The sequence below is a fragment of the Pseudomonas sp. BN515 genome, from assembly GCF_029873155.1.
Lineage (GTDB): Bacteria > Pseudomonadota > Gammaproteobacteria > Pseudomonadales > Pseudomonadaceae > Metapseudomonas.
Genome location: NZ_SSOH01000018.1, coordinates 16789 through 43668 on the forward strand (window position 1 = coordinate 16789; position 26880 = coordinate 43668).

Consider the following 26880-nt stretch of genomic DNA (forward strand, 5'->3'; position numbering starts at 1 on the left):
GCACCACCCTACGGAGCGGCGCGGGGCTTGCGGCGATCAGTTACGGCCGAGCAGGGTCCAGTTGCCGTTCTTCACCTGGATCAGCTCACGGCCGCGCTCGTCGAAGCCGCTGTGGTCTTCCGGGGTCATGTTGTAGACGCCCTGGGTGGCAGGCAGCTCGTGGCTCGCCTCAAGCGCGTCACGCAGGGCGGCGCGGAACTCCGGGGTGCCCGGTGCGGCTTTGGCGGCAGCTTGCGGAATGGCCTTCTGCAGCAGCAGGCCGGCGTCGTAGGTGTTGGCGCCGAAGGTGGCCGGCTTGCTGCCGTTCAACTTCTCGTAGGCGGCCACGTATTCACCGGCGACCTGCTTGGAGGGATGGCTGTCGGGGATCTCGTCCAGTACCAGCATCAGGCTGGCGGCGAGGATGGTGCCTTCCACCTTCTTGCCACCGAGCTTGAGGAAGTCCGGCAGGGCGGCGCCGTGGGTCTGGTACATCTGGCCGCGATAGCCCTGGTCGAACAGGGTGGTTTGCGGCAGCACCGCAGCACTGCCCGGCGCGGCGACCAGTACGGCGTCAGGACGGGAGGCCAGTACTTTCAGGCTCTGGCCGGTGACGGAGGTGTCCTGGCGCTGGAAGCGCTCGTTGGCCACCAGCTTGATGCCGTGCTCGGCGGCCAGCGCGCCCATCACCTTGGACCAGTTTTCACCATAGGGATCGGCGGTGCCGATGAAGCCCAGGGTCTTCACGCCGCGTGCGCTCATGTCCTCCACCAGGGCCTTGGCGATCAGGTCATCGTTCTGGGTGGTCTTGAACACCCACTTCTTCTGCTCGTTCATCGGCAGCACCACCGAAGCGGTACCCACCGGCGCCAGCAGCGGCACACCGGCTTCGGCGACGAACTGGATGACGCCCATCGCGTTGGGCGAACCGCTTGGGCCGATGATGGCATCGACGTTTTCTTCGCTGATCAGTTTCTTCAGCGCCTTCACGGTAGCGGTGGGATCGCTGCCGTCATCCAGGGCGATGTACTTCACCTGCTGGTCGCCAGCCTGGGTAGGCAGCAGCGGCGTCGAGTTCTTCTGGGGAAGCCCGACCAGGGCGAGAGGGCCGGTGGAGGAGGTAATGACACCGACTTTCACTTCGGCCTGGGCATTGGCCAGGACGGCGGCGCTGAGAAGCAGGGTGGACACGGCTTGTTTGAAGAGCATGACGTTCTCCGAGGGTTGCAAGGCTATTCGAGGGGCAGTGGTCCGCAGGGGGCTCCAGGTCCCGAAGGGCATGGATGTGCGGATGGCTTGCCGCCTTTTTGTTGTTCTGGCGCCTTGTGGCGCTACCGGCGGGTATCCCGCTCGGCGGGAAGCGAAATTGCAGCTCCCGTGCCAGAAAAACCTGCGCCATGCCGGTGCAGCGCCGAGGCGGCCCCGTTGAACCCTCCCGCTTTCCCCTCAAGTCAGTGCTTGCTGCTTTCCCATCGGACCTTTCTGCCAACCGACGTCATGCCAGTGGCAATCGGCTTTCCAGCGTCCTTTGCAGGGCGTTTTCCTGGCTGATTCTTGTGGTTTTTCAGGATAAAAAATCACCTATTTATCGCTAAAAAATCCGCAATAAATTTCAAATATTCCGTTCGATAATCGATCAGGTTTGAGGAGGGAATATGCGACTGAATTTTCTTTGTGTGCGATGTGAATAGTTCTTATCTGATGGATAAATGATTGAAAATAAAGAATTTATTTATGAGATTTTCATGAAATATCTAATTTCTGACTGTTACCTAAATGCACGCAAATGGTGCTCTGTTACGTGAAAATGCACCTAATCTACACACTCCTTTTCCAGTGATAATTCAATTGACATTTCACGTAATTCTTTCGATTCTGGATTTACGCAATCGACACCCCCCCGACGGGGCAGTCGAGCACCAACAAGAACGCCAATGGGTGATGCAGATGACGATAGTGGTCGAGCGACTGGAGCTGGGTGGCGCGGGGCGAACCGTGATGGTGAAAGACACCATCGATATCGCCGGCCATCCCACCCGCGCTTCCAGTCGCGCGCTGGAAGAAGCGCCGGATGCCCTGCGCCATGCCGATGTGGTCCAGGCGCTGCTGGATGCGGGCTGCCGCATCACCGGCAAGACCAGCCTGCATGAGCTGGCGTTCGGCACCACCGGCCTGAATGCCTGGATCGGCACGGCGGAAAACCCGCGTTATCCCGGCCGCGTGCCTGGTGGTTCCTCCAGCGGTTCGGCTGCTGCCGTCGCTGCCGGTCTCTGCGACTTTTCCCTGGGCACCGATACCGGTGGCTCGGTGCGCGTGCCGGCCGCTTGCTGCGGCGTGTTCGGCCTCAAGCCCACCTTCGGCCGTGTCAGCCGTAATGGTGTGATGCCGGCACAGACTTCCCTGGATTGCGTCGGCCCCTTCGCCGCCAGCATTCAGATGCTGATCGAGGCCATGGCTGCCATCGATCCTTCCTTTGATGCGCTACCGGCGGTGAGTGGCGTCCGTATCGGTGTCGTGCCGGTACAGGCCAATCCGGAAGTGCAGGCGGCGCTGGATGCCGTGCTGGAAGCCTCTGATTTCGAATTGCTCAGTGCGCCGCTGCCCGGCATGCAGGCCGCCTATGACGCGGGCCTGGCCATCATCAACCGGGAAACCTGGAACGCCTGCGGTCACCTGGTGGAAACCGGGCTGGTGGGCGCTGATGTCGCCTCGCGCCTGCTGGCTGCCAAGGACACCTCCGACGCCGCCGTGGCCGACGCCGAGGCCGTCCGCGCCGCCTTCACTGCTGAGGTGGATGCCGCCCTGGCGCGCTGCCCGATCCTCGCGCTGCCGACCATGCCGGACTACCCAGCGTTGGTGGCGGATGCCGCCGACACCCGCGCGGCCATCGGCATGACCGCCTTCGTGCGGCCTTTCAATCTCACTGGCCACCCGGCGCTGAGCATTCCATTCGAGGGCGCCTCGAAGCTGCCGGTGGGTCTGCAACTCGTTGCCGCCAAGGGCGCGGACGAACTGCTGCTGGCAGTCGCCCGCGAGCTTGTGCAGCGCCTCGAACAATAACCAAGAAGCCCACCTGGAGAGCCCCATGTCTTCGCTAAGCGAGCTGGATTACCAGCGCCCCACCCCGATTACCGCGAGTGAAGGATTCCAGGCGCTGCTCGCCGATATCCGCGAGCGTGCCCGGCGCGAGGAATTCGACCGGCAGAAATTCATTTCCCAGGACGTGATCGAGCGCTTCAAGGAGCTGGGCGTCTATCGCGCACTGGTGCCTACCCGCTTCGGTGGCGACCAGCGCTCGCCCATGGAGTTCTGCCAGATGGTGGAGGACATCTCCGCCGCCGACGGTTCGGCCGGCTGGGTTGCCAGCTTCGGCATGAACCCGGTGTACCTGGCCGCGCTGCCCCTGGCGACCCTGGAAAAGGTCTACGCCAATGGCCCGGACGTGGTGTTCGCCGGTGGCATCTTCCCGCCGCAGCCGGCCGCCTTCGTCGAGGGCGGGCTGGAAGTGAACGGGCGCTGGAAATTCTCCAGCGGCTGCATGGGCGCCAACCTGATCGGCGTCGGCATCAGCCCGAAGAACGGCGACACCGTCGGCCTGCCGCGCCTGGCCGTGATGCCGCGCGAGAAGGTGAAGATCGAGGAGACCTGGGACGTGATCGGCCTGATCGGCACCGGCAGCCACGACGTGGTGATCGAAGGCGTGGTCGTGCCCGAAGAGTGGACCTTCGTCCGCGGTGGCCCGGCCAACCTCGACGAGCCGATGTTCCGCTACCCGTCGCTGTCCTTCGCCACCCAGGTGCTCTCGGTGGTGGGCCTGGGCGTCGCCCGCGCCGCCCTGGATTACCTCTCCGGCATGGCCACTGGCCGTTTCTCCGTTACCGGTGCTCCGGCCCTGTCCGACCGTCCGCTGGCGCAGATGCAGATGGCCAAGGCCGAAGCCGAACTTCGCGCTGCCCGCGCCTGGTTCTACGAGGCGATGGAAAACGCCTGGGCCAGCCTGCTGGCCGGCGACCCGGTGAGCGTCGAGCAGACCAACCTGCTGCGCCTGTCCTCCACCCACGCCACCCGCGTGTCCGCCGAAGTGGCGCGTACCGCGCAAATGCTCTCCGGCATGACCGGCGTGTACCGGGACAACCCGTTGTCGCGCTTCGTCAACGACACCCTGGTGGTCACCCAGCACGCCTTCATGGGCGACATGACCTACCAGAACGCCGGCGCGATCTTCTTCGGCAACAAGCCGCTGCCCGGCTACCTGTGAATTCCAACTGACTGATCGGTGATTTCGATGAGCGATAAAAAAGCCCTGCGCGTCCTGTTCTGCATGGGTATCAACCAGAACTTCTTCGACGCCCCGCGCGAAGAACAACTGCAGGTCTGGGCCGCCTTCAGCCAGATGTGGAACGGCATCCACGACCTGCCTGGCGTGAAGGTGTTCGGCAACATGGACGACGACCAGAGCATGGTTGGACCAAGCACCGGCTACCCCTGGACCACCTACCTGCTGGCCGACGTACCGGATATCGAGACCGTGCACGCCGCCTGCAACCTGTTCCGCACCACGCCGGTGGGTGATGGCACCTACAAGCTGTGGCGCTACGCCAAGGTCGAGGCCCGCACCGGCCGCGAACTGATCATCCAGCGCGCGTGACCGCCATGACCGAAGCCCTTGAGCAACGCCTGCGCCAACTGGAAAGCGAACACGCCGTGCGCGCCTGCATGAACCGTTACATGGAGCTGTGCGACGCGCTCGACGCCCGTACGCCCCTGGACGAGTTGGCCGGCCTGTTCACCGCCGATGCGGTGTGGGAAGGCAAGGGCGCCAAGTACGCCAAGAGCTTCGGTGGCTACCAGGGCCGTGAGGCGATCCGCGCCATGTTCGCCACCTACATGGTGGAGCCGGCGCACTTCGCCCTGAACGTGCACTTCCTCTGCTCCGAGCTGATCCGCGTCGAAGGCGCGCAAGCGGTCGGCAGCTGGGTGATGTTGCAGACCTCCACCTTCGCCAGCGGCGCCTCGCACCTCAATGCGGCGCGCCTGACGGTGAAGTTCCGCGAGGAGGAGGGCGCCTGGCGCATGGCGCATTTCCAGACCGAGAACCTGTTCAGCCGTCCGGTGGAAGCGTGGAACAGCGACGCGCACCTGCCGGTTCCGGGCAAATGAAGACACCTGCCTGCCTTTGCGTAGGAGCGAGGGGGACGCCGAGTTCTTGCTCGCGAAAGGGGAGCGACCGGGGTTCGCGAGCAAGCTCGCTCCTACGGAAGCCGCCAACAAGAAATTTGAGTGAGTCGGCGCTTTGCGTCGACGAGGAGTGATCGTGACCAACCTGATCGAAACCGTGAACCTGGCCAGCTCGCCGGCCGACCTGGTGCTGCACGACCGCGTGCACACCTCCCTCTACACCGACGCCCGCATCTTCGACGAAGAGCTGGAGAAGGTCTTCTACAGCACCTGGATCTGGGTGGCGCACGCCAGCGAGATTCCGGAAGGCGGCAGCTACAAGAGCACCTACATCGGCAAGCAGCCGGTGATCGTCGTGCGCGACCGCAAGAAGGACGTGCACGTGCTGCTCAACCGTTGCCGCCACCGTGGCGCAACTGTTTGCGAACACAAGAAGGGCAAGGCCAACAGCTTCGTCTGCCCGTACCACGGCTGGAGCTACGCCCTGGATGGCAGCCTGCGCGGCGTGCCGCACCCGGAGAGCTACGCCGACTGCCTGGACAAGGGCGAGCTGCCGCTTGTGAGCCTGCGTGTCGAGGAATACAACGGCATGATCTTCGCCACCTTCAAGGACGACATCGAACCGCTGGTGGACTTCCTCGGCCCAGCCAGGAAGTGGATCGACCTGTTCATGAAGCAGGGTGCCGGTTACGGCGTGAAGGTTTCCGGTGAGCACCGTTTCCGCTTCCCCGGCAACTGGAAGATCCAGCTGGAAAACACCACCGACGCCTACCACTTCCCGCTGGTGCACAAGTCGTTCCTGTCCTCGGTGGACGAGCAGACCCTGGAACTCTTCGACTTCGTGAAGGGCCCGGGTTACGTCGAGGACCTCGGCAACGGCCACAGCGTGATGGTGATGATCCCCGAGCTGGTGGACCTGGAAGCCAACCTCGACCAGCCGATCCCCGAGCGTTTCGAGGCCCTGGCCGATGATCTGCGCGCCGAGGGCATCGAGGAGCAGCAGGTGCGCCGCATCGTCCGCGCCGTGGGCGGTTCCGGCTTCAACCTCAACCTGTTCCCCAACGTGGCCTGCTCCATGGCCTTCTTCCGCGTGCTGCAACCGATCTCGGTGAACGAGACCGAAATCCACCACGCCGTGATCACCATGGACGGTGGCCCGGCCGTGGCCAACCGCTACCGCCTGCGCCTGCACGAGCACTTCCAGGGCCCCATGGGCTTCGGCACCCCGGACGATTCCGAGGCCTGGGAGCGCGTGCAGAAGGGCGCCCAGGCGGGCACCGACCTCTGGATCATGCTTAACCGTGGCCTGCCCGGCGAGAAGCCGAGCGAGGACGGGCTGATCAGCGACGTGAGCGCCGAGACCGGCATGCGCGCTGCCTACCAGCAATGGAAAAAGATGATGTCGGTCTGACCCTCATCCGGCGCTTCGCGCCACCTTCTCCCGCAAGCGGGAGAAGGGAAAGGGTTGGCTACGCAACGCACTTTCTAAGAGACGAACCATGAACCTTGAATTGCTCAACCACGTCAGTGCCTTCATCTGGCAGGAAGCGGACATGCTCGACCACGGCGACTTCGACGCCTGGCTGAACCTGTGGACCGAGAAGGGCACCTACATCATCCCGATCGATCCGAACGAGACCGACTTCGAGAACACCCTGAACTACGCCTACGACGACCACCACATGCGCCAGCTGCGCGTGCAGCGTCTGATCGGCGGCGAGTCCATCTCCACCAGCCCGCGTGCGCGCACCGTGCGTGCCCTGTCGCGCTTCCGCGTGCTGGGTGAGGAAGACGGCGTGGTGACCGTGCGCTGCGCACAGAACCTGCGGGAGTTCCGCAAGGACGTGCTCAAGCACTACACCGCCGACATCACCTTCCAGCTCAAGCGCGAAGGCGACTGCTTCAAGATCCAGCGCAAGCTGATCCAGCTGATCAACTCCACCGATACCCTGGCAGGTATCGGCTACATCCTCTGAGGGTCGACCCATGAGCTGCTGCGCGTCGGCGATACCGCGTCATCAATGGCTTCGAGATGCTCATTTACGGCACGTAAACTCCGCTCTCTCAGCCATTTCTTCCTTGTCTCGCTCTAGCTCGCGAGCCCATGGATCGACCCTGGGGAGCGCGCCATGAGCCAGATTGCACTCGTCACCGGCGCCGCCCAGGGCCTCGGCCTCGCCATCGCCAGCCGCCTGTTCGCAGCCGGTTACGCCGTGGTGATCACCGACCTGTCGCTGGAAGGCGCCCAGGCCGCCGCCGACAGGCTCGACCCCAGCGGCGAGCGCAGTCTGGCGCTGAAGCTCGACGTAGCCAGCAAGGCCGACTTCGAGCTGGCCCTGGCGGCGACGCTGGAACGCTTTGGCGGCCTCCAAGTGGTGGTGAACAACGCCGCCATGACCATGACCACCCCAGTCATGCAGATCAGCCCCGAGGAGTTCGACCGCGTCCTCAGCCTCAACACCCGCAGCGTCTTCGTCGGCTGCCAGGTGTTCGGTGCGCACATGGCGGCGGCCGGCTACGGGCGCATCGTCAACATGGCCTCCCTGGCCGGACAGAACGGCGGCACCGCCACGGGCGCGCACTACGCCGCGTCCAAGGGCGCCATCGTCACCCTGACCAAGATCTTCGCCAAGGAGCTGGCGGCCGGCGGCGTCACCGTCAATGCCATCGCTCCGGGTCCGATCGAATCCCCGGCGGTGCGCGCGGCCGTGCCGGCCGAGCGCATGGAAGGGCTGCTGGCCAACATCCCGGTCAAGCGCCTGGGCGATGCCGATTTCCTCGGCGATCTGGTGGTGCAGCTGGCGCGTCCGGAAGCCTATTTCACGACCGGGGCGACCTGGGATGTCAACGGCGGGCTGTTCATGCGCTGATCGTCTGTCCAGGGTCAGCTGCGCGTCGGGGAAGCAGCGTTGAAAGTGCCTTCGAAATGCTCATTTACAGTCGTAAATTCCGCTTTCTCAGGCCCTTTCGCCTCGCTTCGACCTAGCTCGCAAGCCCCTGAATCAGACGATTCCAAATGATGTCGTGCGTGCAGTGCGGCAAGTAACAACGAAACAGAACAAGCAGCACCTCGAAAGGTGCGGGAAGGCCGGTATGAGTGAGCAAGTGTTGAATCTGGTGGTCCGCAAGCGGGTGGAGCAGGGCGAGGGCGTGGTGATCCTCGACCTCGCCGACCCGTCGGGCAAACTCCTGCCGGCGTTCGAGGCCGGCGCCCATGTGGATATCCACCTGAAATCCGGCCTGGTGCGCCAGTATTCCCTGTGCGGTGACCCGGCCAATGCCTCCGTCTATCGCCTGGGCGTGCTGCGTGATCCGGCTTCCCGTGGTGGTTCGGTCGCGGTCCACGAACTGCTGCAGGAAGGCAGCGAGGTCGCCATCGGCGCACCGCGCAACCTCTTCCCGCTGGCGGCCGGCGCGAGCCGTTCGATCCTCATCGGCGGCGGCATCGGCATCACTCCGATGATCGCCATGGCCCACGAGCTGACCGCGAAGGACAGCGCCTTCGAACTGCACTACTGCGGCCGTTCGCGCAGCCGTACTGCCTTCCTCGAAGAGCTGGAAAGCGCCGATTTCGCGGCCTGTGTGCGTACCCACTTCGACGACGAAGACGCCGCGCAGAAGCTCGACCTGCCCGCCGTGCTGGGTCAGCCGGCCGACGACGTTCACGTCTATGTCTGCGGCCCGGCCGGGTTCATGGACTGGGTGATCGCCGAGGCGCGCCAGGCCGGCTACGCCGACGATCACATCCACCGCGAGTACTTCCAGGTGGAAGTGGACGCCAGTGGCGAAAGCTTCGAAGTCGTCGCTTCGCGCAGCGGCAAGACCGTGCAGGTGGCCGAGGGTCAGAGCATCGTCGATGCGCTGGCCGGCGTGGGCATCAAGATCGAGATCTCCTGCGAGCAGGGCGTTTGCGGTACCTGCCTGTGCGATGTACTGGAAGGTGAGCCGGACCACCGCGACGTCTACCTGACCGATGAAGAGAAGGCCGCCAACGACCAGATCCTGGTCTGCTGCTCGCGTGCCAAGTCGAAAAAACTGGTGCTGGACATCTGACAGCAGAGGGGCAAGACCATGGTCGATACCAATGGATTCCGTAATGCCATGGCGCTGCTGGGCGGCGCCGTTTCCGTCATCACCACCGATGGCGCTGCAGGCCGCTGGGGCTTCACAGCTTCAGCGGTGTGCAGCGTCACCGACCAGCCGCCGACGCTGCTGGTGTGCATGAACCGCTCCTCGTTCGCCAACGGCCACTTCAAGCAGAACGGCGTGCTCAGCGTGAACGTGCTGACCGCCGAGCTGAAAGAGATTTCCGCCGTGTTCGCCAACCGCGAACTGGACTCCGAGCAGCGCTTCGCCCGTGCCAGCTGGAGCACCCTGGAGAGCGGCTCGCCACTGCTCGACGATGCCCTGGTGAGCTTCGATTGCCGCATCGCCCAGGCCCATGAAGTTGGCTCGCACACCATCTTCTACTGCGAGGTGCTGGGCATCCGCCACGGCAAGAACCAGGAAGGTCTGGTGTATTTCAACCGCGCCTATCACCGCCTGGGCGACGCCTCGCGTTCGGCCTGCTGATTTGGGTTGGTGGGCTGGGTTCATGTAGGAGCGAGGGGGACGCCGAGTTCTTGCTCGCGAAAGATCGTCGCAGGGGGTGTTCGCCAGCAAGCTGGCTCCTACGGCGAACTTCGTAGGTTGTGGCTGAGCTACGCGAAGCCCAACGCGCGGTGTTGAAAAGAATTTCGGAGTCATTCCGGAATATCGGATGAAGTTGTAATTCATCCGTTTAAAAGTTTTACCCATAACTAGAAATCGAGGGCGCCCGTACATGTTCGGGTGGCGGGCCTTGCTACAACTTTTTTGCAGTAAGTGGTTATAAAAACAACAGTGTGGATTAACTGCCGAAGTTGCACTTCTTGCTAATTAATCTGCTCCCACTCGATGTGCCTTGCATGCACGTGTAAGAAAGGATTACTTCCATGTTTCAGAAAAGCTGGCTGGCCAGCGGCGTAGCTGCCGCAGGCCTGATGGGGATGTTCATGCCGATGTCTGCCCAAGCGGACTTCGTGAAGGATCGGCAAATCAGCCTTGGCCTGCGTAACTTCTATATCGATCGTGACTTCAAACAGGAAGGTGCGCCGAAATCGCGTCTCGGAAGTTGGACCCAGGGTTTCGACTTCCGCGCTATCTCCGGATATACCGAAGGCACTGTGCAGTTCGGTCTGGATGTTTCCGGGCAATATGCTTTCCGCCTCGATGGCGGCGGTGGCCGCGGCCCGGACACCATCATTCCCTACGATGACAGCAAGGGAGAGCAGGCCCACGAATATGGCCGCGCCGCGCTGACCGGCAAGATGCGGTATTCGAAGACCGAACTGAAGGTGGGCGAGCACCGCCCGATGCTGCCGGTGGCCTTCTACGACGACACCCGCCAGCTGATCACCACCTACCACGGTTTCCTGCTGGAATCCCGCGAGGTGGACAAACTCACCCTCACCGGCGGGCGCTTCACCGAGATTAGCAGTCGCGAATCGTCCGGCCGCGAAAAGATGTACCTGTTCAACGGCCCGGACATCAAACGTCGCAGCGATGGCCTCAACTTCGGGGGCGCCACCTACGCGTTCAGCCCCGCGCTGAATGCCAGCTACTTCTACGGCCAGTTGGAAGACATCTACCAGCAGCACTACCTGGGCGTGACCCACAACGCCGATCTGGGGGGCGGTTACGGCCTGAAGACCGACCTGCGCTACTTCGACAACAGCGAAGACGGCAAGGCGCTCTACGGCGACATCGACAACCACTCCTACGGCGCCATGACCACCCTGCGCAAGGGCGCCCACGCCATCGGCGTCGGCTACCAGCGCATGCTCGGCGAGAGTGTCTTCCCGACGCTGAACGGATTCGCCCCCCAGCCCTACCTGGTGAACTGGTCCACCGTCGGCTTCGTGAAACCCAACGAAAGCTCCTGGCAGCTGCGCTACGACCTCGACTTCGCCGCCTACGGCGTGCCCGGCCTGAAACTGATGACGCGCTACCTGCGCGGCACCGGCATCGACCGTGGCAACAACGCCCTGGACCAGAACGTGGAGAGCGAACGCAACTTCTTCCTCAGCTACGTGGTGCAGAGCGGTCCGCTCAAGGGGGTGGGCCTCGAGTGGCGCAACATCGACGTCAAGACCCGCTTCGGTACTGGCACTGCCTCCGGGCCGGACTATCAGGAGAACCGCCTGATCACCACCTACACCTTCAAGTTCTGAGCCAACGGGGCCGGCTGATGATGGCCGGCCCCTTTTTCAAACCTGGCAGCGAGACCCTGATGCGACTCTACGAACTCATCACCTTCACCCTGCGCGTGCGCACTCCGGCTGCAGCGCTGGCGCGCCTGGAATCGACACTGGCGGAGGCGGCGCCGGGATGCACCCTGGTGGGCTGCTGGGCCTCGGAAATCGGGCCTCTGAACCAGATCGCCGTACTGCGTGGCTTCGCCGACGAGAACGCCCGCCAGACCGAGCGCGAGCGCTTCCTGCTGGCGCGGGATGCCTTCGGTATCGAAGAATTCATGCTGGACATGAAGGTAGAGAACTACAGCCTGTTCCCCTTCCTCGAACCTCTGGCGCCGGGTGCTCATGGCCCCTTCTACGAACTGCGCGAATACAACCTGATTCCCTCCGGCCTGACCCCCACCCTGGAAGGCTGGAAGAAAGCCGTCGGTCCGCGCACCACGGAAAGTTATTCACAGGTCTACGCGGCCTTCTACGCCACCGACGGCCGCACGCCGCGCTACCTGCACATCTGGCCCTACGCGACCCTGGAACAGCGCCTGGACGTTCGCACGCGGGCGGTCGAAGACGGCGTCTGGCCGCCGGAGAACTCCGGGCCGCAATTGCGGGAAATGCATTCCACCGCCTACCTGCCGGCTAAGTTCTCGCCGTTGCAGTAGCGCCTTTTTTCACGCTTTACCTCAGCCCGTTCCACTCCTTTGCGGGCTTTTTTTCTATGCACGATGGTTGGCCTTGTTGTGGGAGCGAATTCATTCGCGAATAAATTCGCTCCCACAAAGAGCGAACAGGACTGCGCCTGAGATGAGCCCAGAGTCACCCCTCTACCTCCGGGAGAGGGGCCGGGGGTGAGGGCGGTTTGGCTCTGCAGGGTGTCGATGCGCCCCCTCAGAAATGACCGGCTCACCAGATGAGCTAGCCGATATGCCCCTCGGCCAGCTCTTCGATCAGCGCAAGGCAGTGGGTCAGCGCCGGCGATGCGTCGCCCACGCGGCGGCTGATGATGATGGGCGAGGTGGCCTGGGCTTCCTGCAGGCTGGCATAGCCGATGTCGATGCGGTGCAGGACCTGCACCGAGGCCGGCACCAGGGTGATGCCGATGCCGGCGGCCACCAGGCCGATGGCGGTCTGCAGTTCGTTGGTCCATTGCGCCACTTCGATCTGCAGGCCATAGGCGGCGAACAGTGACAACACATGGTCGGCGTAGCTCGGCCGCGGGTTGCCCGGATAGAGCACGAAAGGCTCCTGGGCGAGATCGGTGAGGCTCACGGGACCTGGCAGCAGTGGGTGTCCGGCGGGGAGGGCGGCTACCAGCGGGTCGAGGGTGAGCACCTCTTGCTGGATGGCCGGATCGTTGATGTGGATGCGGCCGAAGCCGACATCGATGCGGCCGGCCTTGAGGGAGTCCACCTGTTGCAGGGTGGTCATCTCGGAAAGGCCCAGCTCCAGGCCGGCATCGCTGCGCAGGCGGCGGATCAGGTCGGGTAGGACACCGTAGAGGGTGGAGGGTGCGAAGCCGATGCCGAGCCAGGCTTTTTCCCCCGATCCAATGCGGCGGGTATTGTCACAAACCTTGCCCAGCTGCTCGAGCAGGGTGCGGGAATGCTCGTGGAAAAAGCGTCCGGCTTCAGTCAGGCGCAGGGGTCTGCCACGGTCCAGCAAGGCCACCCCGAGTTCTTCCTCGAGCTGCTGAATCTGGCGGCTCAGCGGGGGTTGAGCAATGTGCAGACGCTCGGCGGCACGGGTGAAATTGAGGGTTTCGGCAAGCGCTTGGAAGTAGCGCAGATGGCGAAGCTCCATGGTGACTCCGGGGCGGTGGCTGTGCGAGGTATTCGATACCCTGTGGGTATCGTGCTAGACAAACTCTATATTGGACCCCGCGATTTGTCGCGGCCACTATCGGGACCAGATGAAACGAACCTGATGGGTATTGAAGTGAGCCAAGTCCTGATCGAAAGCGTCGAGGCGATCATCGTCGACCTGCCGACCATCCGCCCGCACAAGCTGGCCATGCACACCATGCAGAACCAGACGCTGGTGGTGATTCGCCTGCGCTGCTCCGATGGCATCGAAGGCCTCGGCGAGTCCACCACCATCGGTGGCCTGGCCTACGGCAACGAGAGCCCGGAAAGCATCAAGCAGAACATCGACAGCCACCTCGCTCCGCTGCTGATCGGCCAGGACGCCAACAACATCAACGCCGCCATGCTGCGCCTGGACAAGGCTGCCAAGGGCAACACCTTCGCCAAGTCCGGCCTGGAAAGCGCGCTGCTGGATGCCCAGGGCAAGCGCCTCGGCCTGCCGGTGAGCGAGCTGCTCGGCGGTCGTGTGCGTGACGGCCTGGAAGTGGCCTGGACCCTGGCCAGCGGCGACACCGCCAAGGACATCGCCGAAGCCGAGCACATGCTGGAAATCCGTCGCCACCGCATCTTCAAACTGAAGATCGGCGCGGGCGAAGTGAACCGCGACCTCAAGCACGTGATCGCCATCAAGCAAGCCCTGGGCGACAACGCCAGCGTGCGTGTCGATGTGAACCAGGCCTGGGACGAGTCCGTTGCCCTGCGTGCCTGCCGCATCCTCGGTGACAACGGCATCGACCTGATCGAGCAACCGATCTCGCGCATCAACCGTTCCGGCCAGGTGCGCCTGAACCAGCGCAGTCCGGCGCCGATCATGGCCGACGAATCCATCGAAAGCGTCGAAGACGCCTTCAGCCTGGCCGCCGATGGCGCCGCCAGCATCTTCGCCCTGAAGATCGCCAAGAACGGTGGCCCGCGCGCCGTGCTGCGTACCGCGCAGATCGCCGAAGCCGCCGGTATCGCCCTGTACGGCGGCACCATGCTCGAAGGCTCCATCGGTACCCTGGCGTCGGCCCATGCCTTCGTCACCTTGAAGCAACTGACCTGGCACACCGAGCTGTTCGGGCCGCTGCTGCTGACCGAGGAAATCGTCAGCGAAGCGCCGGTCTACCGCGACTTCCAGCTGCACGTGCCGCGTACCCCGGGCCTTGGCCTGGCCCTGGACGAAGAGCGCCTGGCGTTCTTCCGCCGCAAGTAAACAGGAGACCTTTCCATGCTGTTCCACGTGAAGATGACCGTGAAACTCCCGGTCGACATGGACCCGGCCAAGGCTGCCAAGCTCAAGGCCGACGAGAAAGAACTGGCCCAGCGCCTGCAGCGCGAGGGCAAGTGGCGTCACCTGTGGCGCATCGCCGGCCACTACGCCAACTACAGCGTCTTCGACCTCGCCAGTGTCGAAGAACTGCACGACACCCTGATGCAGCTGCCGCTCTTCCCCTACATGGAGATCGAGGTGGACGGTCTCTGCCGCCACCCGTCATCGATTCACGAAGACGATCGCTGATCGATTCGCGCCCGATAACAACAAGATGAGGAAATAGCCATGACTATCAAACTGTCCAGCACCGAAAGCGTCCAGAAGTTCTTCCAGGAAGTGAGCGGTTTCAACAACGACCAGGGCAGCCAGCGCATGAAGAAGCTGGTGAACCGCATCCTGCTCGACTCCATCAAGATCATCGAAGACCTGGAAGTCACCACCGAAGAGTTCTGGAAAGCGGTGGACTACTTCAACCGCATGGGCGCCCGTGGTGAGGCTGGCCTGCTGGTTGCCGGCCTTGGCCTGGAGCATTACCTCGATCTGCTGCTGGATGCCCAGGACGAGCAGGCCGGTCTGTCCGGCGGCACCCCGCGCACCATCGAAGGCCCGCTGTACGTGGCCGGCGCGCCGCTGTCCGAAGGCGAAACCCGCATGGACGACGGCACCGACGCCGGTACCGTGATGTTCCTCCAGGGCCAGGTGAAGGACGCCGATGGCAAGCCGATCGCCGGCGCCATCGTCGACCTGTGGCACGCCAACACCAAGGGTACCTATTCCTACTTCGACACCACCCAGTCGGACTACAACCTGCGCCGTCGCATCGTCACCGACGCCGAAGGCCGCTACCGCGCCCGCAGCATCGTGCCCTCCGGATACGGCTGCCCGCCGGATGGCACCACCCAGGAAGTGCTGAACCACCTGGGCCGCCACGGCAATCGTCCGGCGCACATTCACTTCTTCATCTCCGCGCCGGGTTATCGCCACCTGACCACCCAGATCAACCTGTCGGGCGACGAATACCTGTGGGACGACTTCGCCTACGCCACTCGTGATGGCCTGGTGGGCGAGATCCGCTTCACCGAAGACGCCGCCGCTGCCGCCGCCCGTGGCGCCGTGGACCGCTTCGCCGAAATCGACTTCGACTTCCAACTGCAAAAGGCCCCGAGCCCGGAGCAGGAAGCCATCCGCGACCGCGTACGCGCAGAAGCCTGAGTTGTGATTGTGGCGGGGGAGGCTGGTTCTCCCGCCATTTGAGCCGGCCGTTTGGCCGGCTTTTTTATGGGCGGCTGTTTAGCCTGGATCGGCCGTCTGGGCGTCGTTGAACTCCGCTTCCCTCACCCCAACCCTCTCCCAGAGGGAGAGGGGGCTGTCCGTGCAGGATGGCTGGTGAGTGCCCGGCGCGAGTCACCCCTCTACCTCTGGGAGAGGGGCCGGGGGTGAGGGTGGTTGACCCCCGCGCTCGGCCTTTCATGAATGAATTCCCCCCATAACGGCCCCCCCAACTCCCCGGATAACCATCCCCGACTATCCGGATTTCCCGGTTCCCCCGATTGCCGCCTAATCGACGGACAACCATCGGAGGTGCCCATGACCCGCCCCAGCGATCCGGCCGAACTGGCCGCCTACTACGACGTGCAGTACAACGCCCGCGCCAGCGTCGCGGACTTCGACCAGTACCCGCGCCAGTACCGCGCGCTGAGCGACGACGCCCACGCCGCCCTGCGCTGCTTCAAGGATGTGCCTTACGGTCCGGGCGCCACTGAGCGGCTGGATATCTTCCCCGCCAGCAAGGCGGATGCACCGGTGTTGCTGTTCATCCACGGCGGATACTGGCGCGCGCTGTCCAAGGCCGACTCGGCTTTTTTGGCGCCGGCGCTGACTGCTGCCGGGGCGTGCGTGGCGGTGATGGATTACGACCTCGCCCCGGCCGTGACCCTCGATCACATCGTCGACCAGACCCGTCGTGCGCTGGCCTGGCTGCATCGCCATATCGCCGAGTTCGGCGGTGATCCGCAGCGGCTGTATGCCAGCGGCAGCTCTGCCGGCGGGCATCTGACAGGCATGCTCCTGGCCGGCGGCTGGCAGGGGCGTTATGGCGTGCCGGACAACGTGCTGCGCGGCGCACTGCCCATCAGCGGGTTGTTCGACCTGCATCCGTTGCTGGAGACCCATATCAACGGCTGGATGGGGATGGACGAAGTGGCGGCGCTGCGCAATAGCCCGGCCTTCCACTTGCCGACGCGGGGGGCGGAACTGGTGATCAGCTACGGGGCACTGGAGACGGCGGAGTTCGCCCGCCAGTCCCATGACTTCCTAGAGGCCTGGCGCACGAGCGGGCTGCCGGGGCGCTTTGTCGAGGCGCCCGGCAAGAACCATTTCGATGTGGTGCTGGAGTTGGGCCAGCCGGGGACGCCGTTGTATCGGGCGATGTGCGAATTGATGGGGTTGTAGCCTGCGCCCTGTTCTTCTTTTGTGGGAGCGAATTCATTCGCGAAAGCAGGCCGAAGGACTGCCTCGGGAGGCTCGGCACGTTCTGGCTGCCCTCTCCCCAACCCTCTCCCGGAGGGAGAGGGGGCTGTCCGTGCGGGCCTTCAGGCCTGTGCCCCCACAGGTAAAGCAGGCCCTGCCTATACCAGGCAACGGCGCTCGGTCTTAGAACAGTGCCAATGTGTAGTTGAGGATCAGGCGGTTCTCGTCGATGTCGGTGCGGTAGTTGGAGCGTGCGGTGACATTACGGATGCGCACGCCCAGGCCCTTGAGCGAGCCGCTCTGGATCACGTAGCCGATGTCCAGGTCGCGCTCCCAGTCCTCGCCTTCGAAGCCCTTGCCGGTGTCGACGTTATCGCCCTTGATGTAGCGCAGGGTGGTGGTCAGGCCGGGGATGCCGAGGGCGGCGAAATCGTAGTCGTGGCGCACCTGCCAGGAGCGCTCATCCGCCGAGGCGAACTCGTAGGTGGGGACCTCGTTGCCCAGCGGGGTGATGTTGGCGAACACCTTCGGGAAGCCCTGGTCGCCGAACATGCCCTGGTAGCCGACGAAGAAAGTGTGGCCGCCGCGCTTGGCCGAGAACAGCGAGTAGAAGGCCTGGTTGTCGACTTCGCCGATCAGCTTCTTGCCGTCTTCGCTGGAGTCGTAGAAGCCGGCATTGACGCCCAATACCCAGTCGCCCACAGGTTCGGCGTGCTTGAGGCTGATCAGGCGCTGGTCGTAGATGTCTTCCAGTTGCGCGTACCAGGCGCCCACCGTGGTGCGGTTGCTGTTGAACGCGTAATCCGCGCCCGCGTAGTTGAAGGCGTCGCTGGAGGCCTGGCGTTGTGGCTGGTAGCCGATCTGGGCCTGGATCTTGTCGTCGCCCGCTTCGTTGCGCAGGCTGGTGCCGGTCAGGTGGCCGCCTTGCAGGGTGAGGCCGGCGATCTCGCTGGAGGTGACGCTGGCGCCCTGGTAGCTGGGCGGCAGCAGGCGGATGTCGCTGAACATCAGCACCGGCAGGTTGGGCTGCAACTCACCCACTTTCAGCTCGGTTTTCGACACGCGCATCTTCCCGGCCACGCCCAGGCGGCTGTAGTCGTCGGCGGCCTCGCCATCCTCCTGCACCGGCAGCAGGCCGGTGTTGACCCGGTCGGGGCTGCTGTCGAGCTTGATGCCGAGGGTGCCGATGGCGTCGATACCGAAGCCCACGGTTCCCGGTGTGTAGCCGGACTTGAAGTTGAGGATGAAGCCCTGGGCCCATTCCTCGGCCTTGGACTGCTTGTTCGGTCCGACGATGTCGGAGAAATCGCGGCTGAAGTAGTAGTTGCGCAGCTGCAGGGTGGCGGTGGCGTCCTCGATGAAACCGGATTCCGCGGCCAGCGCGCTGAGGGGGAGGGTGCTCAAAAGGAGGGGTAACGCACGGGACTTATCGATCATCGCAAGGCTCTTCTTCTTCTGGTTTTTGGGCGCAACCGTCCGCCGCCGGCTTTTTGCGAAGCCGGCGGGAGGCGGGTTGCGTCGGGGTTGCCGGTCCGTCGTGACCACGGACCGGGCGGATCAGGGCGGTGCTCTAGACGCCCAGATATCGGTGGGAAAGCTCGGGGGCAGCCGCCAGCTCCGCTGGCGTGCCCTGCCAGACCTGGCGGCCCTTCTCGATGATGTGATGGCGGTCCACTACGCGCGCCATCTCCTTGAGGTTCTTGTCGATCACCAGGATGGTCTCGCCCTCGGCCTTGAGGGTGGCCAGGCAGTTCCAGATGGTCTCGCGGATCACCGGCGCCAGGCCTTCGGTGGCTTCGTCGAGGATCAGCAACTGCGGGTTGGTCATCAGCGCGCGGCCCACCACCAGCATCTGCTGCTCGCCGCCGGAGAGGGTCTTCGACAATTGCTCCTGGCGTTCCTCCAGTCGCGGGAACAGCGCGTAGATGCGCTTGAGGTCCCACTTGCCGCCCTTGCTGGCGGTGGCCAGCAGGTTCTCCTTCACGCTCAGGGTGCCGAAGGCGCGGCGGCCTTCCGGCACCAGGCCGAGGCCGGCCTGGGCGATGCGGTAGGGCGTGGCGCCGCGCATCTCCCTGCCGTGGATGCGGATGTTCCCGGCGCTCGGCTTGAGCAGGCCCATGATGGATTTCACCGTGGTGGTCTTGCCCATGCCGTTGCGGCCGATCAGCGACACCACTTCGCCCTGTTCGATCTTCAGGTGCATGTCGAACAGCACCTGGCTCAGGCCGTAGCCGGCCTGCAATCCACTGACTTCAAGCATGTTCTTCCCCCAGGTAGGCGGCGCGGACCTGCGCGTTGCTGCGGACTTCTTCGACGGAGCCGGTGAGGATGGTCTGGCCGTAGACCAGCACGGTGATGCGGTCGGCCAGCGCGAACACCGCGTCCATGTCGTGTTCCACCAGCAGGATGGCGTAGCGCCCCTTGAGCGACATGAGCAGCTCGGTCATGCGTGCGGATTCCTCCGCCCCCATACCGGCCATGGGTTCGTCCAGCAGCAGCACCGAGGCTTCCTGGGCCAGTGCCAGGGCCAGTTCCAGCTGGCGGCGCTCGCCGTGGGACAGCTCGTTCACCCGGTCTTCGGCGCGCGGGCCGAGGCTGACCTGCTCCAGATAGCCGCGCGCCGGGTCCAGCAGGCTGCGGTCGCGGGACAGCGGCTTCCACATGCCGAAGCTCTTGCCTTCGCGGGCGGCGATGGCCACCGCGACGTTTTCCAGCAGGCTGAAGTCCGGGTAAAGCTGGCTGACCTGGAAGGACCGCGCCAGGCCCAGGCGTGGACGCTCGTGGGCCGGAACATCGGTGATGTCCCGGCCGGCGAAGAGGATCTGCCCCTTGTCCGGACGGATTTCCCCGGCGATCTGCGAGATCAGCGTCGACTTGCCCGCGCCGTTGGGGCCGATGATGGCGTGCAGCTCGCCAGCGGCCAGTTCCAGGTTGGCGCCATTGGTGGCCTTCACCGCGCCGAAAGCCTTCTCCAGGCCACGGATGGACAGTTGCGCGCTCATGGGTGCACCTCGCGGGTGGTGACGACGGGGGCGGGCCTGGTTGGGGACTTGCGCGGCCGACTGCCTGCCAGCAGCAGGCCGAGGATGCCCTGGCGGCCGAACAGCACGACCAGCAGGAGCAGCGGTCCGAAGATCAGCAGCCAGTGCTCGGTCCACAGGCTCAGCAGTTGCTCCAGGCCGAGGTAGACGGCAGCGCCCAGTACCGGGCCGAGCAGGGTGCCGACGCCACCGAGGATGACCATGGCCATCAGCTCGCCGGACTTCTGCCAGGACGCCATGTCGGGGCTGACGAACAGCGCGTAGTTGGCCCAGAGCAGACCGGCCAGACCGGCACCGAGGCCGGCGATGACGAAGGTGGTGAGGCGATAGCGCAGGGGTTTCAGCCCCAGGCTGACGGTGCGCCTTTCGCTCTGCTTGAGGCCGCGCAGGACGAAGCCGAAGCGCGAGCCCACCAGGCGCCGGCAGACCAGCAGCCAGGCCACCAGCAGGGCCACGCAGAGGTAATAGAACGCGTTGGCGTCGTTCAGATCGAGGCCCGGAACCGTGTTGCGCTCGTTCATCAGGATGCCGTCGTCGCCGCCATAGAGCGACAGCGAGCCGAGGATGAAATAGAGCATCTGGCTGAAGGCGAGGGTGATCATGATGAACTGCACGCCGCTGGTGCGCAGCGACAGGTAGCCCATCACCAGACCGAGCAGGGCGCAGCAAAGCAGGGCCAGCGGCCAGACCACCAGTGCGCTGTTGCTGCCCTCCCAGCCCCACAGCGGCATGCCCTGGGACGTATGGAAGGCGATGATGCCGACCACATAACCGCCCAGGCCGAAGAACGCGGCGTGGCCGAAGCTCACCATGGCGCCGTAGCCGATCAGCAGGTCCAGGCTGGCGGCGGCCATGCCGTAGATGGCCAGGCGGGTGAACAGGCTGACCAGGAAGGGTTCGTCGAGCAGCGCCGCCAGCAGCGGCATCAGCGCGAAGGTGGCCAGGCAGGCCAGGTCGATAATCAGTCGACGGGACATGGGATTCTCCTCAGGCACGGGCCGGCAGCAGGCCGCGCGGACGCACCAGCAGCACGAGGGCCATGACGATGTAGGCGCTGGCGGAAATCAGGCCGCCGCTCAGTGCGCCGCTGACGTCGGCGGGCAGCAGCTGGTCCAGCAGCGGTGGGATGTAGGCGCGGCCGAGGCTGTCGACCATGCCGATCAGCAGGGCACCGACCAGGGCGCCACGTACCGAACCGACGCCGCCGACGACGATGACCACGAAGGTGGTGATCAGCACCTTCTCGCCCATGCCGATCTCCACCGAGAGCAGCGGCGCCGCCATGAAACCGGCCAGGCCGCAGAGCACGCAGCCGAAGACGAACACCAGGGTGTAGAGGCGGCTGATGTTGACGCCAAGGGCACCGACCATCTCGTGGTCGTCGGCACCGGCACGGATCAGCATGCCCAGGCGGGTGTGGTTGATCAGCAGCCACATGCCGAGGGCCACCAGCAGGCCGGCGCCGATGAACAGCAGGCGGCTGACCGGGTACATCAGGCCGGGCAGCACTTCGACGAAGGCGTTGTACCAGTCCGGCGTGGGCATGGCCGGCGGGCTGCGGCCGAACAGCAGGGTGATGAGTTCGTTGGTGAAGAACACGACGGCCAGCGTCGCCAGCACCTGGTCGAGGTGATCGCGGTTGTAGAGGCGGCGGATGATCCCGGTCTCGATCACCAGACCATAGAGCGCGGCACCGGCCAGGGCGGCCAGGCCACCGAGCCAGAAGGAGCCGCTGGCGATGGCGGTGTAGGCGGCACAGAACGCACCGACCATGTAGAAGGCGCCGTGGGCCAGGTTGATGACGCCCATGATGCCGAAGATCAGCGTCAGGCCGGAGGCGAGCAGGAACAGCAGGGCGCTGTACTGCAGGCCGTTGAGAAGTTGTTCGAGCAACAGCATGGCGAAGTCCTGCGGTGATGGCCCGCCGGGTTGGCCGGCGGGCTGGCGGTTCAGGTCGGGATCAGAGCGCGCACTGGGCCGCGTAGCTGTCCACCTGGGCCTTGGCGATGGTCTTCACCGGCACTTCAGTGAGCTTGCCGTCGGCGCCGGCCTGGACCTTGAGCAGGTGCCAGTCGATCACGGCGTGCTGGTTGCTGCCGAAGCGGAAATCGCCACGTACCGAGTCGAAACGGGCATTTCGCAGGGCGCTGCGGAAGGCTTCAGCGTTCTTGATGTCGCCGTTGGTGGCCTTGAGGGCGGAACCGATCAGGCGCGCGGTGTCGTAGCCCTGGGCGGCGTACATGGTGGGCGCGCGGTTGTACTTCTCGGTGAACGCCTTGACGAAGGCCTGGTTGGCCGGGTTGTCGGACTGCGGGTTCCAGCCGCTGACCACGTTGACGCCCTCGGCCACGTTGCCGGTGGCGGCGAGCATGCGTTCGTCCATGGAGAACACCGGCACCACCATCGGGATGCTCTTGGCCAGGCCCGAGCTGCCGTACTGCTTGGCGAAGTTGATGCCGCCGCCGCCCGGATGGAACTGGAACACCGCGTCCGGGTTCAGCGAGCGGATGCGCGCCAGCTCCACAGAGAAGTCCAGCTGGTTGAGCTTGGTGTAGATCTCGGTGACCTCGCCCTTGAAGGTGCGCTTGAACCCGGCCAGGGCGTCGCGGCCGGCCTGGTAGTTGGGGGCGAGGATGACCATTTTCTTGTAGCCCAGGTCGTTGGCGGCGACGCCGGCCATCTCGTGGGGGACGTCGTTCTGGTAGGAGGCGGCGAAGTAGTTCGGCTTGCACTGGGCGCCGGCGAGGTTGGAGGGCGCGGCGTTGGTGCTGATGTAGAAGCGGTCACCCTGGGTGGCGCCGTTGACCACGGCGGCGAGGACGTTGGAGAACATCACGCCGGTGTAGAGCGAGATGCCGTCGAGGCTCATGCGGTCGATGATCTGCTTGCCCTTGGCGGGCTGCAGGCCGTCGTCCTCGACCACCAGTTCCACCGGCACGCCACCGAGCTTGCCGCCTTCCTGGTCCATGGCCAGGCGGAAGGCGTCGCGGGCGTCTTCGCCCAGGTAGCCAGCGGGGGTGGAGAGGGTGGTGATGAAGCCGATGCGCACAGGGTCCTGTGCCAGAACGGGGAGGGAAGAGGCCAGCGCGGCCCCCAGCATCGCAAGGTTCAGGGTTTTTTTCATGGTTACCGCCTTGGTTGCGCAGTGCCGGCGTGACCCGGCCTGCATAGTTGTTGTTTGGGCAGTTGGTGAAGCGGGTGGAGCGTGTTTGTTGTGGTTATGGGCGGCGCCGGGATGGGCGTGGCGCTGGACTCTGTAGGATGGGTGGAGCGGAGCGATACCCATGCTGTCCGGTGTCCGGGCAATGAACCCGAGTACACCTGACGTTGCGAATTGATGGGTATCGCAAGCTCCACCCATCCTACGAAGAGCCCGTTCAGGTATTGCTCTCGGTGAACTTCTCGAAATACAGGTGGCCGTTGTCGATGCCGTTATCCGTGAGCCAGGTCTTCACCGACTCGACCATCGGCGGCGGGCCGCAGAGGTACATGTCGAAGGGGGCTTCGCGCAGGGCCGCTGCATCGAAATGCTCGGGGACGTAGCCGCGCTTGCCTTTCCAGTCCTGGCCTTCGTCGCTGATCACCGGCGTGAAGTTGAAGTTTGGGATGCGCTCGGCGTAGCCCTGGATGCGCTCCAGCTCGCAGAGGTCCGCCACCTGGCGCACGCCGTAGAACAGGTGCACCGGCTGGCCGCAGCCGCCGCGTTCGGCGATTTCGTCGAGCATGCCGAGGAAGGCCGAGAGGCCGGTGCCGCCGGCTACCAGCAGCAGCGGTTTCTCGATGTGGCGCATGTAAAAAGCACCCAGCGGGGCTTCGAAGCGGATTTCGTCACCCACCTTGCAGCGTTCGCGGATGTAGTTGCTCATCACCCCGTCCGGTAGCAGGCGGATGAGGAACTGCAGCTTGTTCTCCGCATTCGGCCGGTTGGCGAAGGAGTAGGAGCGATTCGAGTCCGTGCCCGGCACCTGCAGGCGGGCGTACTGCCCCGGCAGGAAGTCCAGCTGCTGGCCGTCGACACCGGCATCCAGGTGGAGGATGGCGGTGGTCGGCGAGACCTGCTCCACGAAGGTGACGATGCCGCGCTCCTGCACCGTCTTCGACGCGCCGCAGAGGGCGGAGTCGAAGTCGAAGTAGAAGGACGCATCGGACTGCACGCGGGTCTGGCAGGTGAGCATCTTGCGCTGCTCCAGGTCCTTGGCCGACAAGGCCTCCTCGTCCACGTAGTCCATGGCGTAGCGGCCGGACTCGCAGCGGCCCATGCAGGTGCCGCAGACGCCCTCGCGGCAGTCCAGCGGAATGTTGATGCCGTTGCGCAGGGCGGCATCGAGGAGGATCTCGTTGCCCTGCACGGGGAAGAACAGGGTTTTGCCATCGGCAAAACTGAAGGCGACCTTGTGGTTCATGGCGCGTACATCCGGGCAATCAGAGGTGGTAGAAATCGAGCACCGAGTTGATGGTGTCGTTGAGCAGGACCATGTGCTTGCGGGTGATCTTCCAGCTCTCACCCACGGGCTTGAGGTGGTAGGTCGCATGGCCGAAGAACTGCTCGCTCTGGCCCAGGCGGAAGTACAGGGTGTGCCAGTTGGCCTTCACTTCCAGTTGGCCGTCGTCACGCTCCTTGACGCGCACGTTGCTGATCTGGTGCAGGGTGCGCGGCATCGGGATGGTCGAGGCGGCCTTGCCGGTGCGGATGCGGAATACGCGGTCTTCAAGGCCCGAACGGTTGCTGTAGTAGATCAGCGACATGCCGCGCTTCGGGTCCCGGGTGTACTCGTGCTCGGAGTCCCACTGGGGCAGGTGGTATTCGCACTGCTCGTCGAACAGATCCAGGTAGGCGTCCCAGTCCTGGGCGTCGCACAGGGCGGATTTTGCGTAGAGGAATTGCTCGATCTGGTATTGCAGCTGCGGGTTCATGCCTGCACCTCCTGCAGTTTCAGGGCTTTCTGGTCCAGGCCCTGGAGCAGGAAGCGCTGCCAGTTGGCGTGCTGGTTCACGTACAGGCCTTCATGGGTGAATTCGGTGCCGGTCATCACCGGGGCGATGCCCAGGGTCTGGCTGTTCGACGTGGCACCGGTGACCCACTTGCCGTAGCCGCGGGAGATGTCGCTCCAGCGTTCCAGGCGGCCCTGGAAACCGCGCTGCTGTTCGCGGAACTCCACCAGGTCGTCGGGGGTGCCCATGCCGGAGACGTTGAAGAAGTCCTCGAACTGGCGGATGCGGCTTTCGCGGTCGGCGTCGGATTCGCCTTTCACGCCGATGCACTGGCTGATGATCTCGGTCTTGTTCCAGGCCAGCGGACGCACGATGCGCAGCTGCGAGCTGATCTGGTCCATGAAGAACAGGCTGGGGTAGATGTTCAGGTTGCGCAGGCGGTGCATCATCCACTCCGCCTTGCCCTGACCGTGCTCCTCCACCAGGCGCGGCATCACGGTGGCGTAACCGGGGCGCACGGTGGGGTTGGGCATGTCGCTGAACAGCACGCTGTGGCCGTTGTTGAAGGAGAACCAGCCGTCGTCGGTTTCGGCATCGCCAGCGCCGAGCTTGCTGTAGTCCAGGGTGCTGCCGGCGCTGCCCTTGCTGGCGTTGACCTGCTGGCGGTGCTGCACGGTGGCCACGTAGTTGTAGTGCACGGTGCTGACGTGATAACCGTCCAGGCCGTTCTCGTTCTGCAGCTTCCAGTTGCCGTCGAAGGTGTAGGTGGACTTGCCTGGCAGGACTTCCAGCTCACCGGTGGGCGACTGGGCGACCATCATGTCGAAGAACACCTTGGCGTCGCCGAGGAAGTCTTCGAGGCTGTCGGTGCCCGCGACATCGAGGCTGATGAAGACGAAGCCCTTGTAGCTCTCGATGCGTGCCTTCTTCAGGCCACGGGTGGCCTTGTCGAAACCTTCCGGGTACTCGCCGGGTGCCTTGACCTTCACCAGGCGGCCATCGCTCTTGTAGCACCAGGCGTGGAAGGGGCAGGTGAAGGTGGACTGGTTGCCCTTGCCGACGCGGGTGAGAGTGGCGCCGCGATGCTGGCAGGCGTTGATCAGCGCGTTCAGCTGGCCGTTGCCGTCACGGGTGATGATCATCGGCTGGCGGCCGGCGCGCAGGGTCATGAAGTCGTGGGCATTGGGGATCTCGCTCTCGTGGCAGGCGTAGATCCAGTTCTTCTCGAAGATCAGTTCCATCTCCAGGTCGAACAGTTCCGGCTCGGTGAACATGTCGCGGGCAATGCGGTACACGCCTTCGTCCGGACGGAAGTCCAGGCAGCCGCTGACGTACTCTCTCCACTGCGCAATGTTTTTATTCGAAGTATTCATGGGTGGCACCTTCCACATCGGGCGAAACAGTGGAGGTCATTAGAAGGAGCCACGGCCCGGCTGGTCTATCCGCTTGGTTGGCGAAGAAACGCCGAAAATTTTGACGGCTCACCGGGCGCTTGAAAGGCCCGGGTGACGGGGCTTTCAAAGGATTTCTGGCAGTCTGAATAAGCGGATAGCTTTCGCCAAAAAAGCGGATGGCCAACAGGTGCCGGAGAGGATTGAAATCTGCCTTCGCCATGGCGCCCGAGGCCGCAGTAACGGTCTGCGATGCGGGGTAACGCTTTTTCGCGCGGCTAGCAGAAGCGCACCTGGCGCGCTATCCGGAAAGTTGGTGAAGGCTGTCCGCTTGCTTCGGTGTCGGCGTCTTCGGTGCGGTGTCCGGTCAATGGCGGTAACACTGGTGATTACCAAAGGCCATCGGTTTGCTCTCGAGGTGAGGGCAGGCCCCTTTCGGGGAGCATTCGAAGCGTTTTTGCCACGCTGCGCCGTGGCGAGGCGGGTTGCTCCGTACTGGGG

General features: G+C 64.3%; 26 protein-coding genes. 15 read left to right on the plus strand and 11 right to left on the minus strand.

Annotated elements, in window-relative coordinates; all coding sequences use genetic code 11:
- Positions 1–36: 36 nt before the first annotated feature.
- Positions 37–1188 carry an ABC transporter substrate-binding protein gene (locus E8E91_RS04325; RefSeq protein WP_280374752.1) on the minus strand — a complete coding sequence of 384 codons (1152 nt, stop codon included), beginning with the start codon at positions 1186–1188 and terminating at the stop codon, positions 37–39.
- A 738-nt stretch (positions 1189–1926) separates the two neighbouring features.
- Between E8E91_RS04325 and E8E91_RS04330 the strand changes: the two genes are divergently transcribed.
- The 11 genes from E8E91_RS04330 (at position 1927) to E8E91_RS04380 (ending at position 12091) form a co-directional block, all read left to right on the plus strand.
- A complete protein-coding gene (locus E8E91_RS04330; RefSeq protein WP_280374753.1) occupies positions 1927–3039 on the plus strand; it encodes an amidase in 1113 nt (370 codons plus the stop codon).
- Positions 3040–3064: 25 nt separating this feature from the next.
- Complete coding sequence (locus E8E91_RS04335) at positions 3065–4237, plus strand: acyl-CoA dehydrogenase family protein (protein ID WP_077523627.1); 1173 nt, start codon at positions 3065–3067, stop codon at positions 4235–4237.
- Between the two features lie 27 nt (positions 4238–4264).
- Positions 4265–4627 carry an IacB protein gene (locus E8E91_RS04340; protein ID WP_280374754.1) on the plus strand — a complete coding sequence of 121 codons (363 nt, stop codon included), beginning with the start codon at positions 4265–4267 and terminating at the stop codon, positions 4625–4627.
- Positions 4628–4632: 5 nt separating this feature from the next.
- Positions 4633–5139, plus strand: coding sequence for a nuclear transport factor 2 family protein (locus tag E8E91_RS04345; RefSeq protein WP_280353052.1), 507 nt, complete (start codon positions 4633–4635; stop codon positions 5137–5139).
- 154 nt (positions 5140–5293) lie between these two features.
- Complete coding sequence (locus E8E91_RS04350) at positions 5294–6568, plus strand: aromatic ring-hydroxylating dioxygenase subunit alpha (RefSeq protein ID WP_280374755.1); 1275 nt, start codon at positions 5294–5296, stop codon at positions 6566–6568.
- Positions 6569–6656: 88 nt separating this feature from the next.
- Complete coding sequence (locus tag E8E91_RS04355; RefSeq protein ID WP_179059314.1) at positions 6657–7133, plus strand: aromatic-ring-hydroxylating dioxygenase subunit beta; 477 nt, start codon at positions 6657–6659, stop codon at positions 7131–7133.
- Between the two features lie 153 nt (positions 7134–7286).
- Positions 7287–8027 (plus strand): SDR family NAD(P)-dependent oxidoreductase, encoded by a 741-nt coding sequence (locus E8E91_RS04360; protein ID WP_280374756.1) that lies wholly within the window; start codon positions 7287–7289, stop codon positions 8025–8027.
- A gap of 223 nt (positions 8028–8250) precedes the next feature.
- The gene (locus E8E91_RS04365) at positions 8251–9210 is read left to right on the plus strand and encodes a PDR/VanB family oxidoreductase (RefSeq protein ID WP_280374757.1); all 960 of its coding nucleotides are present in this window, start codon (positions 8251–8253) and stop codon (positions 9208–9210) included.
- Between the two features lie 18 nt (positions 9211–9228).
- Entirely contained in the window at positions 9229–9729 is a 501-nt protein-coding gene (locus E8E91_RS04370) for a flavin reductase (RefSeq protein ID WP_280374758.1), read from the plus strand.
- A 401-nt stretch (positions 9730–10130) separates the two neighbouring features.
- The gene (locus E8E91_RS04375) at positions 10131–11408 is read left to right on the plus strand and encodes an OprD family porin (RefSeq protein ID WP_280374759.1); all 1278 of its coding nucleotides are present in this window, start codon (positions 10131–10133) and stop codon (positions 11406–11408) included.
- Between the two features lie 59 nt (positions 11409–11467).
- Positions 11468–12091, plus strand: a complete 624-nt coding sequence (locus E8E91_RS04380) for an NIPSNAP family protein (RefSeq protein WP_280353035.1) — start codon at positions 11468–11470, stop codon at positions 12089–12091.
- A gap of 253 nt (positions 12092–12344) precedes the next feature.
- On the opposite strand, the gene E8E91_RS04385 is transcribed toward E8E91_RS04380, so the two are convergent.
- Positions 12345–13229, minus strand: coding sequence for a LysR family transcriptional regulator (locus E8E91_RS04385; RefSeq protein WP_151132313.1), 885 nt, complete (start codon positions 13227–13229; stop codon positions 12345–12347).
- Positions 13230–13364: 135 nt separating this feature from the next.
- Here E8E91_RS04385 and E8E91_RS04390 point away from each other — a divergent pair, with 135 nt between their 5' ends.
- From E8E91_RS04390 to E8E91_RS04405, 4 genes are all read left to right on the plus strand, one after another.
- Positions 13365–14486: a muconate cycloisomerase family protein gene (locus E8E91_RS04390; RefSeq protein ID WP_280374760.1), complete on the plus strand. Its 1122-nt coding sequence runs from the start codon at positions 13365–13367 to the stop codon at positions 14484–14486.
- A 15-nt stretch (positions 14487–14501) separates the two neighbouring features.
- On the plus strand, positions 14502–14792 hold the full coding sequence (gene catC / locus E8E91_RS04395) for a muconolactone Delta-isomerase (protein WP_028628792.1): 291 nt from the start codon (positions 14502–14504) through the stop codon (positions 14790–14792).
- A 39-nt stretch (positions 14793–14831) separates the two neighbouring features.
- The gene (gene catA / locus E8E91_RS04400) at positions 14832–15758 is read left to right on the plus strand and encodes a catechol 1,2-dioxygenase (RefSeq protein WP_280374761.1); all 927 of its coding nucleotides are present in this window, start codon (positions 14832–14834) and stop codon (positions 15756–15758) included.
- A 375-nt stretch (positions 15759–16133) separates the two neighbouring features.
- Positions 16134–16997, plus strand: a complete 864-nt coding sequence (locus tag E8E91_RS04405; RefSeq protein ID WP_280374762.1) for an alpha/beta hydrolase — start codon at positions 16134–16136, stop codon at positions 16995–16997.
- 201 nt (positions 16998–17198) lie between these two features.
- On the opposite strand, the gene E8E91_RS04410 is transcribed toward E8E91_RS04405, so the two are convergent.
- The 9 genes from E8E91_RS04410 to antA form a co-directional block, all read right to left on the minus strand.
- Positions 17199–18452, minus strand: coding sequence for an OprD family porin (locus tag E8E91_RS04410; RefSeq protein ID WP_280374763.1), 1254 nt, complete (start codon positions 18450–18452; stop codon positions 17199–17201).
- Positions 18453–18585: 133 nt separating this feature from the next.
- The gene (locus tag E8E91_RS04415; RefSeq protein ID WP_271470408.1) at positions 18586–19275 is read right to left on the minus strand and encodes an ABC transporter ATP-binding protein; all 690 of its coding nucleotides are present in this window, start codon (positions 19273–19275) and stop codon (positions 18586–18588) included.
- On the minus strand, positions 19268–20017 hold the full coding sequence (locus tag E8E91_RS04420) for an ABC transporter ATP-binding protein (RefSeq protein WP_280374764.1): 750 nt from the start codon (positions 20015–20017) through the stop codon (positions 19268–19270). The genes E8E91_RS04415 and E8E91_RS04420 overlap by 8 nt, the downstream gene beginning before the upstream one ends.
- Positions 20014–21033, minus strand: coding sequence for a branched-chain amino acid ABC transporter permease (locus E8E91_RS04425; RefSeq protein WP_280374765.1), 1020 nt, complete (start codon positions 21031–21033; stop codon positions 20014–20016). Before E8E91_RS04425 ends, E8E91_RS04420 begins: the two co-directional genes overlap by 4 nt.
- Positions 21034–21043: 10 nt before the next feature.
- Positions 21044–21955, minus strand: coding sequence for a branched-chain amino acid ABC transporter permease (locus tag E8E91_RS04430; RefSeq protein ID WP_190827747.1), 912 nt, complete (start codon positions 21953–21955; stop codon positions 21044–21046).
- A 61-nt stretch (positions 21956–22016) separates the two neighbouring features.
- Positions 22017–23180: an ABC transporter substrate-binding protein gene (locus tag E8E91_RS04435; protein ID WP_280374766.1), complete on the minus strand. Its 1164-nt coding sequence runs from the start codon at positions 23178–23180 to the stop codon at positions 22017–22019.
- Positions 23181–23433: 253 nt separating this feature from the next.
- Positions 23434–24459 carry an anthranilate 1,2-dioxygenase electron transfer component AntC gene (gene antC, locus E8E91_RS04440; RefSeq protein WP_280374767.1) on the minus strand — a complete coding sequence of 342 codons (1026 nt, stop codon included), beginning with the start codon at positions 24457–24459 and terminating at the stop codon, positions 23434–23436.
- A 19-nt stretch (positions 24460–24478) separates the two neighbouring features.
- Complete coding sequence (gene antB / locus E8E91_RS04445; RefSeq protein WP_190827751.1) at positions 24479–24970, minus strand: anthranilate 1,2-dioxygenase small subunit; 492 nt, start codon at positions 24968–24970, stop codon at positions 24479–24481.
- Positions 24967–26361, minus strand: coding sequence for an anthranilate 1,2-dioxygenase large subunit (gene antA, locus E8E91_RS04450; protein ID WP_280374768.1), 1395 nt, complete (start codon positions 26359–26361; stop codon positions 24967–24969). Before antA ends, antB begins: the two co-directional genes overlap by 4 nt.
- Positions 26362–26880: the final 519 nt, after the last annotated feature.